The following is a 17924-nucleotide window of genomic DNA, read 5'->3' as shown; positions in this document are numbered from 1 at the left end:
AATGAGCAATGAAGTAATGTTTTTTGGAGGGTTTATCATATTCATAATCCTCATGTTGGCAATAGATCTTGGTCTGTTCAGCAAAAGTGACAAACCCGTAAGCTTAAAAGCCGCAGCAATTATGTCCGTTATATGGATTCTATTTGCCTTAGGTTTTGGTATGGTGTTATATTATTGGGGCAACGAACTGCACGATGTCCATGATTTAGCACGACTAAAAGAAGTTGTCGCCAAGCATTATCATGATATCAAGATCATAGAGAATGATCTTGCTGCTAGTATACATATTTACAATAAGAACCTTACATTAGAGTATTTGACAGGTTATGTTGTTGAGTACGCCTTGTCTGTAGACAATATATTTGTCATGGTGTTATTATTCTCCTCCTTTGGTATTCCAGAACGCTTTTACCACAAAGTATTAGTATGGGGGATCCTCGGTGCTATTATATTACGTTGTATATTCATTTTCGTTGGCGCTGCACTAATAGCCAAATTCGGCTGGATACTCTATGTATTTGGTGCTTTTTTGGTCTACACTGGATTTATGATGTACATCAACAGAAACCAAGAAGAAGAAGTCGATCCACAAAACCATGCTGTTGTTAAGTTTGCTTCTAAATACTTTAAGGTAACACCAAACATGGATGGAGGACATTTTTTCCATATTGAGAATGGTGTACGCTACATGACACCGCTATTTCTTGTTCTTTTGGTTATTGAATTTACCGATCTGATTTTCGCTGTAGACTCTATTCCTGCGATATTCTCGGTAACCAAAGATCCATATATCGTATTTTTCTCCAACATTTTTGCGGTATTAGGACTAAGATCAATGTTCTTTCTATTAGTAAACATCATCCATAAGTTCCACTATCTAAAGGTAGGATTGGCATTCCTTCTGATATTTATAGGTGCAAAAATGTTACTTCACGACTGGTTAAAAGGATGGGGATTTACGACAACACATTCGTTGATCATCATATTGAGCATCTTGGCACTTAGTGTTATTGCATCACTCATCTTCCCTAAGAAAGAGAATTACGACAAATAGTAATATCAATAAGATCCAATAAAAACGGCATATAGACCAAAGTAGTCTATATGCCGTTTTCTTTTACTGTGTCACGGATTGTCAGCTTGCCATCTCTCGAGAGAGAATAGGAAAGCGAACGCAAAGGAGTCGAAAGAGCTTACTTTAAGCTCTTTCGACTCCTTAAAAAGTATAATCATTCAATAATACGGACAGTTTCAAAAAAAAAAGCGAGGCCTAACCTCGCTATAAATATTTGTAAGAAATAAATACTTGCTATTTCAGAACTACACTAGATCGCCCCATTATGGCATTATCAGCATACAACAACACCGTATAAGCACCCTTCTTAAAGCGATCTGCATCACGCCATAAGAACTGATACTCTTCACCTTTATTCGTAAAGTTGATTACCTCCTTAAACGTATATTGCAGTTTGTCACCATGAACATAAAAAACGTCTCCTGTTCTAGCAATAAGATTACCCTGAGGATCAATCACCCGAACAAAAACTTCTTTACTACCTTCTTTAGCTAATGGATTATCAGCTATACTAAATCGTATCTGTAAATCATCAACACGCTTAGCTTTCGTTTCTATTTCCAAAACACCTTTTCGTGTTTTCTCCACACCATTAACCAAGACATTGGAGACTTTTATCGAAGACGCCACGCTAACTTTTTCATTTAAACGTTCGTTTCTCTCTCTCAGGTTTTCAACCTGGTCAGTCTTCTCTTTAACGGTTGAACTTAACTCTTTATTTTGTTTCAAGAGCACGTCGTTCTGAAGCTTCAATTCACCAACCTCATCTTTCAATGAAGAGACATTTTTCTTTAGCTTCTGAATTTGATCTTTCGCTGCTTGAATCTGGGCATCAGAAATATTCGAAGTTTCAAGTTCCGTGCGTAAATCATCAATAATCTTGCGTGCAAATTGCTCTTCTTGAATTAAACTCTCCGGTAACCCTTCTACATTTTGGTTCTTGATATTGTCTAATTCAGCTTCTATCCTATCAATTTCGATCTGTAGATTCTCTTTTTGTAAAGCTACGGTATACAACTTCTCTCCTGAAGACTTAAACTTTACATAAAAATATATGTTCGTTGCAAGGAGCGAAGCTATAGCAATCATAAAAAAATAAATCTTCGAATTATCTTTCTTGTTATTCGGAACCTCACTCTCGACGGATGTATTTCTCACTTCCATATCAGACCTTCTATTTTACCCCAAATCGCGTTTAAACTTATATTTTCCATAGCTGGAAAATACTCAACAAAAACTATTCCAAAAACCACCTTACTCGAAATAGTTAAGTGTCTCGAAACCACCTTCTTTCAGATATTGTTCTTTACGCATCAAGCGGAGATCTGACAAAACCATCTCCGACACCAACATTTGTAGATCATACTTAGGTTTCCAATTGAGCTTAGTCTGTGCTTTCGTTGGGTCGCCAATCAATAAATCGACCTCCGTAGGTCTATAATATCTCGGATCCACTTTCACTACTGTCTGTCCCAATTTTACGCCTTCGGGGTCTATTCCTAGTTCGCGTAATCGATTATCGTCACGATCTATGATAACACCCTTCTCCAATTCATCTTTACCGCTAAACTCGACCGTTATACCAAGTTCTGCAAAACTCATCTGTACAAAATCACGAACCGTAGTCGTTACCCCAGTAGCGATTACAAAATCCTCGGCAACATCCTGCTGCAAGATGAGCCACATGGCTTCCACATAATCCTTAGCATGCCCCCAATCGCGTTGAGCAGAAAGATTTCCTAAAAATAATTTACTTTGCAATCCCAAAGCAATCTTAGCCACAGCTCTTGATATTTTACGCGTCACAAATGTTTCCCCTCGAACAGGACTTTCGTGATTAAATAAAATTCCATTACACGCATACATATTATATGCTTCTCGATAGTTGACCGTAATCCAGTAACCGTACATCTTTGCTACAGCATACGGGCTTCTAGGATAGAATGGGGTTGTCTCACTCTGAGGTACCGCTTGTACCAAGCCATATAATTCGGAAGTAGAAGCTTGATATATTTTCGTCTTTTCAATCAATCCCAAAAGCCGAACAGCTTCGAGTATACGCAATGTGCCTATACCATCCGCATTTGCAGTATACTCGGGTGTATCAAAACTTACCTTAACATGCGACTGTGCAGCAAGATTATAGATTTCATCAGGTTGAGTCTCCTGGATAATACGGATAAGATTAGTTGAATCTGTTAGATCACCGTAATGTAGGACAAAATTCCGGTTGTCCAAATGCGGATCCTGGTATAAATGATCAATACGATCCGTATTAAAAAGAGAACTTCTTCTTTTCAACCCGTGCACCAAATAGCCCTTTTTTAATAAAAACTCAGCCAGATAAGCTCCGTCTTGTCCTGTAACACCTGTAATAAGTGCTACCTTTTGAATAGTAGATTCCTTCATAATGAAAAATTAGCCAAACTTAGATAAAATGCATTGGATTCACGAATACCAGTTCGAAAAAAACAATTATTTGCATTAACTTTTTATCCGCCAACAACAGAAGTGTTATATAAAAGCAAAAAGCATCTCTTTTTATCCAAACCTTGCTAGACAAAAGAGATGCTTTTTTACCGGTTCAGCGCGCCTACAAGGATGCTATAGCCGCTTCGTAATTCGGTTCATTGGTCGTCTCTGCAACCTGTTCCGTATAGCATACATTACCGCTTTCATCAACAACTACAACAGCGCGGCTTAACAAGCCTTGCAAAGGACCATCTGAGAAACGGACGCCATAAGCTTCCGAAAAACTATTGTCTTTATATTCTGATAGTGTAACAACATTTTCTATCCCCTCAGCGGCACAGAATCTCCCCTGCGCAAAGGGTAAATCTTTAGAAATACATAGAACCACCGTATTCTCCAGAGCCGAAACCTTTTGATTGAATGTGCGTACTGACATTGCACAGGTTCCTGTATCAATGCTTGGAAAAATATTTAAAACAATTCTCTTCCCTGAAAAATCCGATAACGATTTCTGAGAGAGATCAGCAGCGGTTAATGAAAATTCCGGAGCTTTAGATCCAACGGCAGGCAAACTTCCTGCTGTGTTGACTGTTATACCTTTAAACAAAACTTGACTCATGATAATAATTTTTAATGTTTCAATATAGCAATTTTAGAGGAATACACCTATTTAAAAAAGACAATAAATTATTTTATTTGCAAAAAAAATACTATGTTAGCATTGTATTTTAAAGACTCTGGTAACCAAATAAGCTTATGAAAAAATTACTTTTATCCTTTCTATTAGCTAGCCCTACTCTCTTATTCGCACAAGGCTCTCAAGTGAACACTCAAGGCATAAAGGCCTTGGGGATGGCTGGTGCTGGCTCGGCGTTATTTGTCGATGAATCCAGTATATTCTACAATCCAGGAGCTCTGGCAAAAATGAATCACAATGCAGTTTCTGCAGGCGCCACGACCATCATGTACAGGTCGGCCTTTAAGGAAGTCAATGCTACGCAACAGTATGACACCAAATTTCAAATCACGCCTCCCTTTTCAGTTTTTGCAACCTTCGGCCCTAAAAACACGTGGTGGAAAGCCGGTCTTGGTGTCTATACCCCATTTGGGGGTGCGGTGGACTGGGGGCAAGACTGGCCCGGTAGATTTGAGTTAAACCATCTACAGATGCGTGCAATATACATACAGCCCACTTTAAGCTTTAAGATTACGGATGCATTTAGCATAGGTGGAGGTTTTGTTTACAATCTAGGTTTCGTTGATCTATCAAGATCAATCCCTGTTTTTGACTCCAACGGACAACCTGGCCGCGCAGAACTGTCAGGCATGGGGACCGGAACGGGCTATAATGTAGGGGTCCATTACAACTTAGAAGATGAGTTTGCAATATCATTGAGCTACCGCTCTAAAGTGATCACTAAATTAAAAGATGGGGACGCTAAATTTTCAGTACCGGATGTACTCGCCTCTTCGTTTCCAACCACCACTTTTGATGCAGAATTACCCTTACCAGCTTCTTTTAATGTAGGCGTCACATTCCCAATCAGTGAGAAACTAGACTTTGCTGGTGATGCGACATTCATAGGCTACGACGTCTACAAGTCATTAACATTTGATTACAAAGACAATACCGCTGCTTTAGAAGACACCTATCAGCCTAAAAACTACCAAAAGGCATTTTCTGGAAAAGTTGGTTTAAATTATAAGGCAACTGATAAATTAGATATCCGTACAGGTGCGGGCTATGTCTATACGCCAGTAAGGCCTCAGTATGTATATGCGGAGACTCCCGACAATAACCGTGTCATGGGGTCACTAGGTTTTACATACATGCTTTCCGAGAAATTCGATTTGACAGGAGCTTATACCTTCCAACGAATTTTGGAACGTACAGTAACAAATACTGTAACAGGTTTGAACGGGACATTCAAAACCAATATTCATGCGCCAGCAATTTCATTCACCTATAAATGGTAATTATCATGAATTTACTCCACAACAACGTTAAACTTTATATAGTTCTTGCTGCCTGCGCTCTAGTCGCGTCTTGTGCCCCAGAAATAGATAATGCAACCCCAAAAGAAAACACAGGAGCTTCAAAACCCGATTTCACCAAATACATCGCTATCGGTAATTCCCTTACTGCAGGTTTCGCAGATGGCGGGTTATACTTGGAAGGACAGCAACGGGCTTTTCCCCTACTAATTGCCGAAAAGATGAAGGCTCAAGGTGGTGGTGATTTCAAATCACCTTTCTTTACTGAAAGCCAATCCAATGGTTCGGGCTATATCCGATTAAAAGATCTGGTAAATGGTCAACCCGTAACTGAAGTGGTAACAGACAAACTGGCTGTAAGAGGCGTATCACCAACAGGGAAGCCCTTATACACAAAATATACAGATGAGATAAATAATCTAGGTGTCCCTGGAATGCGACTAGATATGATTGATATAGCAGGTCTAGGTTCGCAAGTTGGCAACCCATATTTTGAAAGACTATTAGCAGACAATGCGGCGCTCACTACTTATCGCCAGTTTGCAACATCCAAAAATCATACATTCTTTTCTTTTAGTCTAGGCAATAACGATGCATTGGGCTATGCTACCAATGGAGCGGTACATAGTGATGATACCAACAAACTGACAGATACTGCAACATTTGGAATCAATCTTCGAAAATTTATTACCGATTTAACCACAAACGGACGCAAAGGAGTAATAGCTACCATTCCAGACGTATCGGCTGTTCCTTTTCTAACTACGGTGACCAGACAGGCCTTATTACAAGCAGCGAGTGCTGCCTCCCAAGCTCAAGGCGGGCCGGCTGTTACTGCCCTCTTTATTGAAACGAAAACCGGGACAAGACCTGCTACTGACAAAGATATGTTTGTACTGCCTTTTGCTTCTTCAGGTTTATTAGGAAAGCCTAATGCACAAAAAATTCCTTATGGTCTCCATCCTAATAATCCCATTGAAAGTAAATATGTATTGGACGAGGCAGAGGTGGTAGAAGTACAAACACGTATTGCGCAGTATAATGAGAAGATTCAAGAAGTTGCTAAAAACCGAAATCTTGCACTAGCAGATATACATTCTTTCTTGAATAAGGTTAAGAACGGATATGTGTACAATGGGGTCGTTATTAGTAATAAATATATCACTGGCAACGTATTTTCATTAGATGGGATTCACCTTACCCCTATGGGATACGCTATCATGGCAAACATCTTTATTGAAGCGACCAATGCGAAATATGGCAGTCAACTCGACAAAGTAGATGCCACCAAATATCGCGGCGTAAAAATGCCTTAAGGATGATATTTATTCAAAAAAGAGCCGCTTTTGATAGAAAAGCGGCTCTTTTCTATTTAATTTCAGGCATTTTATATAAGTTTGATAAAGAATCCAATGAAAGGTGGATGAAACAAATTAAACATATGAAATATTCATGTAGCAGAACTGCACAAACACTGATGAAAATAGTTTGGATATTCCATATGACCATTAAAAGACAAGTTAAACACATATGAAAACAACATTACAACGAATTAATAAAGCTGTACATTTCGAGGCATCCAGTGATTCCTCAACAGTAAAAATTAACATAGATGGTCCCGCTTCCATCGGAGGAGAAGGAAAAGGAGTACGTCCTATGGAATTGGTGTTAATGGCATTAGGATCTTGTAGTGTATTCGATTTGACGACTATTCTACAGAAACAAAGACAGGATATTCAAGACATTTCAGTTGAAGTAGAAGGACAGAGGAGAGATGAAGTCCCAAATATTTTCACCAAAATCCACATTAGCTTTCTACTAAAGGGAGATATTGACGAAGTTAAAGCCCAAAAGGCAGCCGAACTAGCCGTCAAAAAATATTGTTCTGTTCACGATATGCTAGCCGCTGGAGGCGTAGATATTACCTATAGCATCAAGATTGCTTAACTCAAATAAAAGAGAGCGCCTAAACGGTGCTCTTTTTTTTCCATATTTTTTCAGACCACCGTCCCACAAGCCAAAAGGAGATTGCGAGCAACAGAAAAAATATAGTACGATTAATATTGTCCCAAAGATATTCCACAAAACGAGTATAAAGATTCAGTAGGAAAAAGACAAAACCAATGTCACGTATTACAGAATCCTTCTTCTTCAATCCGTATATAGCGAGCCCCAAAGATATCGCGATAGCTAATATTCCCCAATACAAAATCTCATATTGACGTATCTTAGTCCAAGCATCAAAATCACTGTAATTCCCAAATATAGATAGACACCATAAGGCAATCATCGAATACAACAGACCTATCACAAAACTTGTAGACTGAAAATAGACTAAAGTATGCCATCTGGGTTGAATCCAAATAGAAAAAGCGGTAAGCAACGCGCCAAAAATGGTGAAACGCAATGGGAAGTTCATTCCCCAGAACTTCCAGCCCCATTCACTATGCAGTGCTGTTTCTGTCGCAAACCAGATGCCTAAAGCCACTAGGGTAAATACCCATATTAATTTAGATTTAAGTTTAACAGCCAAAACTGCATAAATCAAAATTGAGAGGAAAAATAGAATCGTAAAATAGTGTGTATTACGATCTAGAATCTGACCTAAAAACCCGATACTGGCAGCGGTAGCGAAAGAGCCAGCGAGCATAAGCGTCTCGTTAGAAAACGTTTTATCCGGATACAGCTTTTTATTTCTAAAGCCTAAAAAATAAAAAAGCGCGGCCAAGGCAGCAAAGAAAAGACAAAATACAATATTAGGTGTTTCGTAAAAACGTTCCACAAAACGAACAAGCATATCATCCGCAAACAACGATACCACTGAAAAGATCAAAGAAGCCAGAGCCACCCAGAAAGCATATCGTGCCAACACCTTCCATTCAAAGCTCCGTTCATCTACATTATCCTGTAACTCCAAAACTTTATTTTCATCCAACAGCCCCTGCTCCTGCCAGTGCAACAAAGCCTGGTCTATGGTCTCCTTTTCGTGCTTACTTAAATCTAGTTTTTTCACCCATATTCGGTTTAATCCGTCCTATTTACAAACCTACATAAATTCGACTTTAAACGCCATATATTTGAGTCGAAATATAAAAGCGAATTTATGTAAGCATATGGTACGCGCCCTATAAAGTCCGACGAATATTCAGTAACTTTGCAAGTTGCAAAAACTTAACGTTCCATGTCAAAAACAAAAGCAGTAGATTTAGGAGATCAGAATGAAGTAGAGGTATTTGGTGCACGTGTACATAACCTTAAAAACATCGATATAGCCTTCCCTAGAAACGAGTTAGTCGTCATTACCGGATTAAGCGGCTCTGGTAAATCATCCTTAGCTTTTGACACGATATATGCTGAAGGTCAACGCCGATACATGGAGACATTTTCAGCGTATAGCCGTCAGTTTCTGGGTGGAATGGAGCGACCCGACGTGGATAAAATATCCGGATTGAGCCCAGTAATTTCAATAGAACAAAAAACAACCAGCAAAAATCCGAGATCTACTGTAGGTACTATTACCGAAATATACGATTTCTTGCGTCTTTTATATGCGCGAGCTAGCGAAGCATTCTCCTATGTCAGTGGCAAGCGTATGCAAAGAATGTCTGAAGATCAGATTGTAGATCGTATCTTAGAAGACTTTATAAATGAAGCGATCTATATCCTTGCACCTATAGTCAAGGGACGTAAAGGACATTATAGAGAATTGTTTGAGCAAATCCGCAAACAAGGATATACTAAAGTACGTGTTGATGGCGAATTGATGGATCTCGTCCCCAAGATGCAGGTAGACCGTTATAAAATACACGATATTGAGATTGTTGTAGATCGTGTCATCGTGGAGAATGATGATCGAAAACGCCTTTATACCTCCGTTCTTCAGGCCATGAAGTCCGCAAAGGGAATTATTAAGATTGCGAACAAAGAGAATACCAAGGAACAATTTTTTAGCCGTTATCTTATGGATGCCGAGTCCGGTATTTCCTATGACGAACCGCAACCTAATACCTTCTCTTTCAATTCCCCTTATGGCGCCTGCCCAAAGTGTGACGGCTTGGGCTATATATTTGAAATCGACAAAAAAATCGTTATCCCAGATCGTAAACTAAGTATACAAAAGGGAGCTATCGTACCTCTTGGACCTTTTAGAGAATCCTGGAACTTCGCCGTCTTGAAAGCGGTAGCACAAAAGTTTGAATTTACGCTAACTACCCCCGTCGAGAAGCTCACGGAAGATCAAATCGACACCTTACTTTTTGGAGCCGACGAACCGATCTCCTTGACGGTATCCTACGGCTCATACGGGGCACGCGAATACAAAGTAAACTTCTCAGGCATCTTCAAAATGCTGGAAGAATACGCTGGAAAATCGAATGACGATGCACCTGCATTAGAAGACTTCAGGACAAAGGTATGTTGCCCTACCTGTAAAGGTGCTCGATTAAAACAAGAGTCCCTACACTTTAAGCTAGACAATAAAAACATCAGCGACTTAGCCGCAATGGATATTTCTTCGTTAATGGCTTGGCTAGAAAATATCGAAGAACGAATAGACGAGCGGCAAAAAGTAATCGCGGTAGAGATTCTAAAAGAAATCCGTACGCGCCTAGGCTTTTTGCTGGATGTAGGTCTAAACTACCTTACATTGGACCGCTCATCAAAAACCCTTTCAGGGGGCGAGGCACAGCGAATACGTCTAGCCACTCAAATTGGTTCCCAATTGGTCAATGTATTATACATCCTTGATGAGCCTAGTATAGGTCTTCATCAACGAGACAATGAGCGACTAATTAATTCCTTAAAAAACCTTCGGGATATCGGCAATTCGATACTTGTCGTAGAGCACGATAAAGATATGATACTCCACGCCGACTATGTAATCGATATGGGACCTGCAGCGGGTCTTCATGGCGGACAGGTCGTTGCACAAGGTAAGCCAGCGCAAATCCTCCAAGCAGACTCCTTGACCGCAGATTATCTGAACGGCAAAAAAGAAGTTCAAATACCCAAAGAACGTCGCACTGGAAACGGACATACCTTATCATTAAAAGGTAGCAGCGGGAATAATCTAAAAAACGTTTCAGTAGACTTTCCTCTTGGCAAATTAATACTGGTGACTGGTGTATCGGGTTCTGGAAAATCAAGTCTAATTACGGGAACTTTATATCCAATTCTCAATAAACACTTCTTTCGGGCAAAAGCCACCCCTATGCCCTACAAAAGTATAGAAGGACTTGAACATATTGATAAGGTTATTGAAATAGATCAAAGTCCTATCGGACGTACCCCCCGCTCAAACCCTTCCACCTATACCGGCGTCTTCTCCGACATTAGAACCCTTTTCGTACAATTACCTGAAGCAAAGATTAGAGGGTATAAGCCTGGGCAATTTTCATTCAATGTCAAAGGAGGAAGATGTGAGACCTGTCAAGGGGCGGGTATGAAAATCATTGAGATGAACTTTCTCCCAGATGTACAGGTACCTTGCGAAACCTGTCATGGCAAACGTTACAACCGCGAAACCTTAGAGGTAAGATACAAAGGCAAATCAATATCGGATGTATTGGACATGAGTATACACGATGCAGTGGCATTCTTTGAACATATCCCATCTATCCATCGCAAGATCAAAACTCTAGAAGATGTGGGCTTGGGCTACATTACACTGGGGCAATCTTCCACCACACTATCTGGTGGAGAAGCACAGCGTGTAAAATTGGCTACTGAACTTTCCAAAAAAGATACAGGCAACACATTTTACATCTTAGATGAACCCACAACCGGATTACACTTTGAAGATGTAAACGTCTTATTAGGCGTAATCAACAGACTGGTCAATAGAGGAAATACCGTATTGATTATCGAACACAACCTAGATGTGATAAAGACTGCAGATTGGGTTATTGATATGGGGCCAGAAGGTGGTAGAGAAGGAGGAAAATTGATGTTTGCGGGATTGCCAGAGGATCTAATCAAACAAAAGAACAGTGAGACTGGACGCTTCTTAAAAGAGGAAATGAAATAGGATGACAAATTGATGGAGTAACGAGTGACAAGTACATAACTAATCACTCGTCACTCATCACTGATTACTCGCAAGTACCTCAGCAACTACAAAATTAGAACCACCTACAAAAATTAAATCACCTTGGCGGTAGGCAACTTTCGCTGTGTTCAGGGCATTTTCCACTGTACCACAGACATTGCCTTTCAAACCGTAGGAAAGTGCTTTTTCGGCTAACTCTTCAGCCCCCATAGCACGAGGCATATCTGGATTAGAAAAGTAATAAAGAGCATCCTTGGGAAGGTATGGCAACATGTGATCCAAGTCCTTATCTTTCATCGCTCCAATAACAACATGCAGTTGCTCAAAATGTAGTCCTTCCAGATTTTTTATCACCTCCTTGATGCCATCTTCATTATGTCCGGTATCACAAATGATTAAAGGTTCTGTAGATAGCGTTTGCCACCGTCCTTGTAATCCTGTTCGACGTTGAACTCCTGCAAGCCCCAATCGTACGTGTTCTGTCGAGATGGTATAACCCAATTTTCGTAATTGCTCAACAACACCAAGAACTCCCAAAACGTTTTTCAATTGATACGACCCCGTCAGATCCAATTCAAATTCTTCCGTAGAATCTGCTGAAACAATTTCTATTTTTTGATAAGTAGAGGTCTTTTCAATACACCGGGCTTTAATAAATTGATCTGCAAAAAACAAGCCTGCATCCATTTCAGCTGCCCGATTTATAAAGATTGGAGCTGTTATAGAGTTACTTTCAGAGATAACTACTGGCGTATTTGCTTTAATAATTCCGGCCTTCTCAACAGTAATCTCTTCCAGGCTATTGCCCAATAGATTCATATGATCCATGCCTATATTAGTAATCAAGGCTACATCTGGATGAATAATGTTGGTACTATCTAATCGCCCCCCCAATCCGACTTCAATGACAGCCACATCCACTTGTTTCACGGCAAAGTAGTCGAATGCCAGTGCGACAGTAGCTTCAAAAAAAGAGGGTTGTATTTCTTCAATAAGCTGCTTTTGGCTATTTACGTAGTCCACAACAAACTGCGGATCGATCTGCTCCCCATTAATACGGATACGTTCTCTAAAATCAACCAAATGAGGCGAGGTATATAGCCCAGTCTTATAACCGGCAGCATTTAAAATAGAAGCCAACATGTGTGAAGAGGAACCTTTGCCGTTGGTACCGGCGACATGAATAGTCTTATACCTATTTTGAGGGTTTCCTACCGCATCACACAGCGCTATGGTACGATCCAAATCTTTCTTATAGGCCGAAGCCCCATCCCTTGTAAACATAGGCAATCGACTGTATAGATAGTCGATTGCTTCCGTATATGTATACATAAATGATTTCTATCTTAATTTGAAATTGAATTTGATAATACCGGTTTGGCTGTCGGGAGCATTAGCAATCTGGTTTAATCGAGCTCCTCTTACCGCACGTTCACATTTTGACCAAAGTCCACCATCCGAAATAGTAGTTCCTTTAGCTCCGGCTCGGGCATAAGTGATCACTCCATTCTTATCTACCTTAAACTCCACCGCCACGATCCCGGCTTGTTGTCCATTATCATCAATTTTTGGTGCGACTGTAAATTTTCTATTGGCCAAAGAAATCATCGCATTACCAAATCCGGAACCACCCTCACCATAATTTGAGGCTAAAGGGTCTCCCAATTCAGAACCTTGATTTCCAGGAGTAGAGCCCGTACCATCTCCTGTTCCAGTACCATTATTTTTCTTTCCTTTATACAAAGCATTGGTATTAACCGCAGGAGTGCTTTTCTTCGTTTCTTTAGTGGTCTCCGCAGCCGGGGTTTTCACCGCCTTTTCCGCTTTTGCTACAGCAGGCGCATCTTCCATATCTTGTGTTGCCACAACCTTATCAGCTACCTGTTGGGTCGGTGTTGGTGTAGGTGTTTCTGTAGGGACAATCCGATCCGGTCTCACATCGTTTGCATTCTCATCCATGGATGGCTCCTCTACACTCATATAATCATCGCCCATTCCCTCATCAGACGTCCCATAGTTCACTATTATTCCCCCCATACCAATTTCAGGAATTTCAGGTTGTCCAAACACAATAAAGAAGCTAATTACCCCCAATACAGCCATTACTAGAGCAGAATACCCCAGGGCCTTTGGCATATTGTTTTCTTCCTTGAGATGATAATACATAGTACTTATATTTTAAAAGCTTAGACCATATTAATCATCAAATGTTTAATACGATCGATGCATTGCTTTATTAATCCTTTTTAGGCTCAGTCGCTAAAACCAATTTTATTTTCAACCTATTCGCGACGTCCATTACAGCGATCACATTCTGAATCGGCACACTACTATCTGCGTACAGCATAATAGTCACTTCCTCTCCTGTATTCATCTGTGCCTGTAAGGTTTGTTCCAACACTTCATACGGAACGACTTGCTTATCGATATGATAAGCCAAATCACTAGTAATAGATACCGTAATCGTCTTCTTTGCTACAGATTGCTCTCCTGCACTTGATTTTGGAAGCAATAATTTTACAACCTGTGGATTAGCCACTGCAGATGCCAACAGAAAGAACAGCATCAAGAAAAACATGATATCATTCAATGCCGCCGTATGCACCTCTGCTGTAGGTCTGTTTCTTCTATTTCTTAGATTCATCGCTGAAAATTTAAACCCCTGGCTCGTCCAATAAATCGATAAATTCTACCGCTTCAGTTTCCATCTTTAAAATAAGACGTTCGACCATCATATTTAAAATATGATAACCAATATAGGCCAAAATACCAATCGTAAGACCAGAAGCAGATGCGATCATTTTGACATACAAACCTCCAGAAACAGAACCAATATCTATACCTCCTGCAATCTCTACATCACGAAAGATCTGGATAACTCCAAAGATGGTCCCTACGAAACCTAGCATCGGCGCAATACCGGCAATAATTCCTAAGATGTTTATATTCTTCTCCAAACGGGCTACTTCGAGCTTACCAGCATTTTCAATAGCCCCTTCAATATCCTTAATGGGGCGTCCAACACGTGTTAACCCTTTTTGCAACATACGAGCCAAAGCAGAGTTGCTGGATCTACACACCGCAATCGCTGAATCCAATTTACCAGAAAGCACATTGCTTTTAATCTGCGCCATCAGACTACCATCTGTCTTCGATGCATTACGAATCGTAATATAGCGTTCGATAAAAATTACGAGCCCCAAGAAAAACAATAAAAGAATCGGAATCATAATCCAGCCCCCCTTCATCATCAGCTGAAGTAAATTCAGGTTTTCCTCTTGTGTAGCAAGTTGTACCGATTGTTGTTGCACTTGGTTTAATGTATCTACGGGTAGATTGCCTTGTAATAATGACATAGCGTTAAAAAATATTTGTTTACAGGTTTATGTTCTCTATTTAATCAGATCCGGCCAAGCATCTGTCTTGATATGCTTCTTCACATAACGCAAAGCCGAGTCTCTTTCTTCTTTGCTCGCATAAGTATCCCAAACAACCCGCTTTAGGTTCTTAGCCAAGTTGGGGGTAATCACGCGAACTGATTTATGTCCATCTTTATTAAATGCCTCAGCTTCTTCATAAGCCTGTGCAAGTGTCCGATGCGTTCCTATAACGATAGTGTATTTATGGTTGACAGGAGGAGGAGTCGCTTCTTCAATTTTCTCCTGGTCGGGCTGCAAGTCAGAGGATGAATGTACAGAATCTTGTTTAATCAACGTCGAATCCACAGGTAATTCTGCCACTAACGTATCAGTTGTCGTTGTATCCAATGGAACTATCACTTGCTCGTTAGCTACCAAAACAGGACTTTCCTGCATATAAGTACTGTAGTAATACAAGCCCCCCAGTAAAGCTACAGCAATGACCCCAACTAAAGCATACACATAAGCGCTTGTAGATTTACGTTCAGTAGGCAACAAGAGTTCTTCGCCACCTGCTGTATCCGGTTCTTCTAAAACAGTATTCGGCGCTTCAACAGGCTCCTGTACAGGTTCCATATTAACTTCGGAGTCCGCTTTAATCGCATCATCCGAGATCTCTTCACTCTTGAAATTATCCGTACTCGCAACCTCCGTTGCTATTGTTGCCTGCTCGGTCTCTATACTATCTTTGGTTACTACGGTATCATCATGAGAAAAATTGTCCTCTACCGCAGTATAATTAAATCCCGAGAGATCAAGTGGTTTAAAAACGTACGAATTGCCGTAACTGATCAGTTGTCCGAGATTGTCTAAGCTAACCTGACCGGACTGATTCAATTTATCCAATACAGTAGCAACAGACTGTTCAACCAGTAATTCGGCTTCATGACGGTCAAGCTGATTGGCCTGTTGCACATAGGTTACGAAATCATAGCCATCGGTCGCAACACTATCAAACTCGATAAAAGTAATAGGAGGCAAAAAGACATGGCGTTTAGCATCAAAAGTAGCGGGTGTGTGCACACGCTTAAACACCCCCAACCTATTCACATAGACGGACGTCTGTCGCTTAAGTAATGTATGTATTTGCCTTCCTAAATTCATCTTTTTCTGGAGCACCGTAAGGTGCAAAGTTATAATCTATTTTTATTAAAATGAAAAATTAACGCCACCGATCACATTAAATCCTAACTTCGGATAGTACATATATCTTTGATATTCTTTGTTCAGAATATTATTGGCTTTTACAAAAATCCCTAAATTGGACAATGCCTTATACTCCGCACCAGCGCTCAAATCAAAAAACTCAGGAACAGTTTCTTTTTTATAAGAATTTGGCAACAAAGCAGGATTTAAGCTACTGTCATACTGAAAAGTCTTCGCATAAGACATTCCGTGAAATAAAGCCTCTGCATCGATATACAGCTTTTCAGAGATATTAAAGCGAGCATTAGCTGCCAACCGAAGTTTTGGTGTAAACCAAGCTTCCTCTTCTTTAGCCATGGTATAATTATCAATATTCAATCTACCGCCTAAATTAACCAATTCAGACAAGCGTACGTTAATCTCTCCCTCAACGCCAAGATACTTCACTTTGTCATCGCCGTTACCATCATAAACCAAATCAAATTGGAATGGACGCTCTTGACTGTTCACAAAAAGCGGCATACCTTCCAACGACTTGTACATAACTTTCGCTTTGTAGCCAAATGTTGCACCGGCATTTCCCTTGATACCTCCAAAGAAATTCAGACGCTCAACCATATTCTGATAAGCTAAGTCTGGTCCTAAGTAAGGGTTTGTTTGAGAGAACGTCTTAAATGAAGCCTTTTGTACGCCACCATTTATACCTCCAAAAAGATGAATATATCCCGGTACAAGAGAAAAATCGACTTCTGCAGATGGAAACACATTAAAACGTGTACTATCCCCAAATTCAGAAACAATATTGGCCCCTAGTGTCAACGTATAATTTGTTCCCTTCAGACTGATGTAAGGATTAATATTCGCAAGAGAATTCTTAAACTTCGTATCCTTGGCTACATTTGAGCTTCCTCCTATCGAGTTTACATCCACGGCCATATTAGCACCTATATTAAAAGTCCTCAACCGTTTATTCAGATATCCGGACAATGCTACAGAATTCTCACTGGCCTCAAATTTATCTTTATACGTATAGGCATCTACCTTAGCCGAATAAGAAAGTGCTTCTTCATTGTTTGGGTCAAAATTACTGGTCAACTCGCCCGTAAAATAAATATCATTAAAACGTTGTGCTTCCCGCGAAGGATTCAGCGTCAAACCATTTACGTCAACCGGGATTCCATAAAAACGGGTACCATATCTATTATATCCCAAAACTCCATCTACGGTAAAGGCCGATAAAACACGACGGCCAAAAACGCCAACCTCCTGTCTGGAGAATTTCTGATCATCCAACGAGCCCTTTTGGTTAAGATGCTTAACAAATCCACCAAAGCGCATGTTTTCATAATCTTCAACTGCGATGTAAGCCTCGCCCAGTATCGTACCTAAATTTCCAACTCCCAACTTCACATAATTACTCGTGATATCCTGTGTCTTCGTAAAAGGCAGTTGCTGTACGTTAAGCTCTTTAAGCCCGGTGTTAATATCCAACTTTTTATCAGGTACACTACCATAACTCAACTTGGGCATATAACTACGCTTATTACTCATATCAGGACTACGGCGTATTTTCACCGCATCCGCAAGAATAGGCTTATAATCACGTACGACATCAAAAGAATCTATCGTTACTGGCTTAGTTGGATCTTGTTGAGCATAGCCTTGATATCCGGCCCCCAAGAGCAAAGCAACTATTGCGTAATTTTTAAAAACTGTTTTATGCAACTTCATCTAATTATATTTCTTTATGGAAGATGAGAGCTCGTCCGAC

The 17924-nt window shown here is 40.2% G+C and carries 15 protein-coding genes; 5 read left to right on the top strand and 10 right to left on the bottom strand.

The genetic code is table 11. The features are described from left to right. Position 1: 1 nt before the first annotated feature. Entirely contained in the window at positions 2-1054 is a 1053-nt protein-coding gene (locus B5X76_RS12145; RefSeq protein ID WP_079643376.1) for a TerC/Alx family metal homeostasis membrane protein, read from the top strand. A 255-nt stretch (positions 1055-1309) separates the two neighbouring features. Here B5X76_RS12145 and B5X76_RS12140 read toward each other — a convergent pair whose 3' ends face one another. From B5X76_RS12140 to tpx, 3 genes are all read right to left on the bottom strand, one after another. Further along, a complete protein-coding gene (locus B5X76_RS12140) occupies positions 1310-2239 on the bottom strand; it encodes a hypothetical protein (protein WP_079643375.1) in 930 nt (309 codons plus the stop codon). Between the two features lie 90 nt (positions 2240-2329). Beyond that, complete coding sequence (gene gmd / locus B5X76_RS12135) at positions 2330-3484, bottom strand: GDP-mannose 4,6-dehydratase (protein ID WP_079643374.1); 1155 nt, start codon at positions 3482-3484, stop codon at positions 2330-2332. Between the two features lie 184 nt (positions 3485-3668). Further along, entirely contained in the window at positions 3669-4166 is a 498-nt protein-coding gene (gene tpx / locus B5X76_RS12130) for a thiol peroxidase (protein ID WP_079643373.1), read from the bottom strand. A gap of 137 nt (positions 4167-4303) precedes the next feature. Between tpx and B5X76_RS12125 the strand changes: the two genes are divergently transcribed. The 3 genes from B5X76_RS12125 (at position 4304) to B5X76_RS12110 (ending at position 7489) form a co-directional block, all read left to right on the top strand. Beyond that, complete coding sequence (locus B5X76_RS12125; protein ID WP_079643372.1) at positions 4304-5524, top strand: OmpP1/FadL family transporter; 1221 nt, start codon at positions 4304-4306, stop codon at positions 5522-5524. A 5-nt stretch (positions 5525-5529) separates the two neighbouring features. After that, on the top strand, positions 5530-6858 hold the full coding sequence (locus B5X76_RS12120) for an SGNH/GDSL hydrolase family protein (protein ID WP_079643412.1): 1329 nt from the start codon (positions 5530-5532) through the stop codon (positions 6856-6858). Between the two features lie 214 nt (positions 6859-7072). Beyond that, positions 7073-7489: an OsmC family protein gene (locus tag B5X76_RS12110; RefSeq protein WP_079643370.1), complete on the top strand. Its 417-nt coding sequence runs from the start codon at positions 7073-7075 to the stop codon at positions 7487-7489. 19 nt (positions 7490-7508) lie between these two features. On the opposite strand, the gene B5X76_RS12105 is transcribed toward B5X76_RS12110, so the two are convergent. Next, positions 7509-8555 (bottom strand): DUF2157 domain-containing protein, encoded by a 1047-nt coding sequence (locus B5X76_RS12105; protein ID WP_079643369.1) that lies wholly within the window; start codon positions 8553-8555, stop codon positions 7509-7511. A gap of 168 nt (positions 8556-8723) precedes the next feature. Between B5X76_RS12105 and uvrA the strand changes: the two genes are divergently transcribed. Continuing rightward, positions 8724-11567, top strand: a complete 2844-nt coding sequence (gene uvrA, locus B5X76_RS12100) for an excinuclease ABC subunit UvrA (protein ID WP_079643368.1) — start codon at positions 8724-8726, stop codon at positions 11565-11567. A 57-nt stretch (positions 11568-11624) separates the two neighbouring features. Here the strand turns inward: uvrA and B5X76_RS12095 are convergent, their stop codons facing one another. From B5X76_RS12095 to B5X76_RS12070, 6 genes are all read right to left on the bottom strand, one after another. Next, positions 11625-12920, bottom strand: a complete 1296-nt coding sequence (locus B5X76_RS12095) for a bifunctional folylpolyglutamate synthase/dihydrofolate synthase (RefSeq protein ID WP_079643367.1) — start codon at positions 12918-12920, stop codon at positions 11625-11627. 9 nt (positions 12921-12929) lie between these two features. Continuing rightward, entirely contained in the window at positions 12930-13754 is an 825-nt protein-coding gene (locus tag B5X76_RS12090; RefSeq protein ID WP_079643366.1) for an energy transducer TonB, read from the bottom strand. A 70-nt stretch (positions 13755-13824) separates the two neighbouring features. Continuing rightward, the gene (locus tag B5X76_RS12085) at positions 13825-14232 is read right to left on the bottom strand and encodes an ExbD/TolR family protein (RefSeq protein WP_079643365.1); all 408 of its coding nucleotides are present in this window, start codon (positions 14230-14232) and stop codon (positions 13825-13827) included. Between the two features lie 10 nt (positions 14233-14242). After that, a complete protein-coding gene (locus tag B5X76_RS12080) occupies positions 14243-14944 on the bottom strand; it encodes a MotA/TolQ/ExbB proton channel family protein (RefSeq protein WP_079643364.1) in 702 nt (233 codons plus the stop codon). Positions 14945-14980: 36 nt separating this feature from the next. Next, positions 14981-16111: a hypothetical protein gene (locus tag B5X76_RS12075; RefSeq protein ID WP_079643363.1), complete on the bottom strand. Its 1131-nt coding sequence runs from the start codon at positions 16109-16111 to the stop codon at positions 14981-14983. Positions 16112-16156: 45 nt separating this feature from the next. Then, on the bottom strand, positions 16157-17884 hold the full coding sequence (locus tag B5X76_RS12070; protein WP_079643362.1) for a TonB-dependent receptor: 1728 nt from the start codon (positions 17882-17884) through the stop codon (positions 16157-16159). Between the last annotated feature and the right edge of the window lie 40 nt (positions 17885-17924).

The organism is Sphingobacterium nematocida (assembly GCF_900168125.1).
Taxonomy (GTDB): Bacteria; Bacteroidota; Bacteroidia; order Sphingobacteriales; family Sphingobacteriaceae; genus Sphingobacterium; species Sphingobacterium nematocida.
The sequence above is the reverse complement of the archived record's forward strand: the minus strand, read 5'-3'. Positions and strand labels throughout refer to the sequence as shown.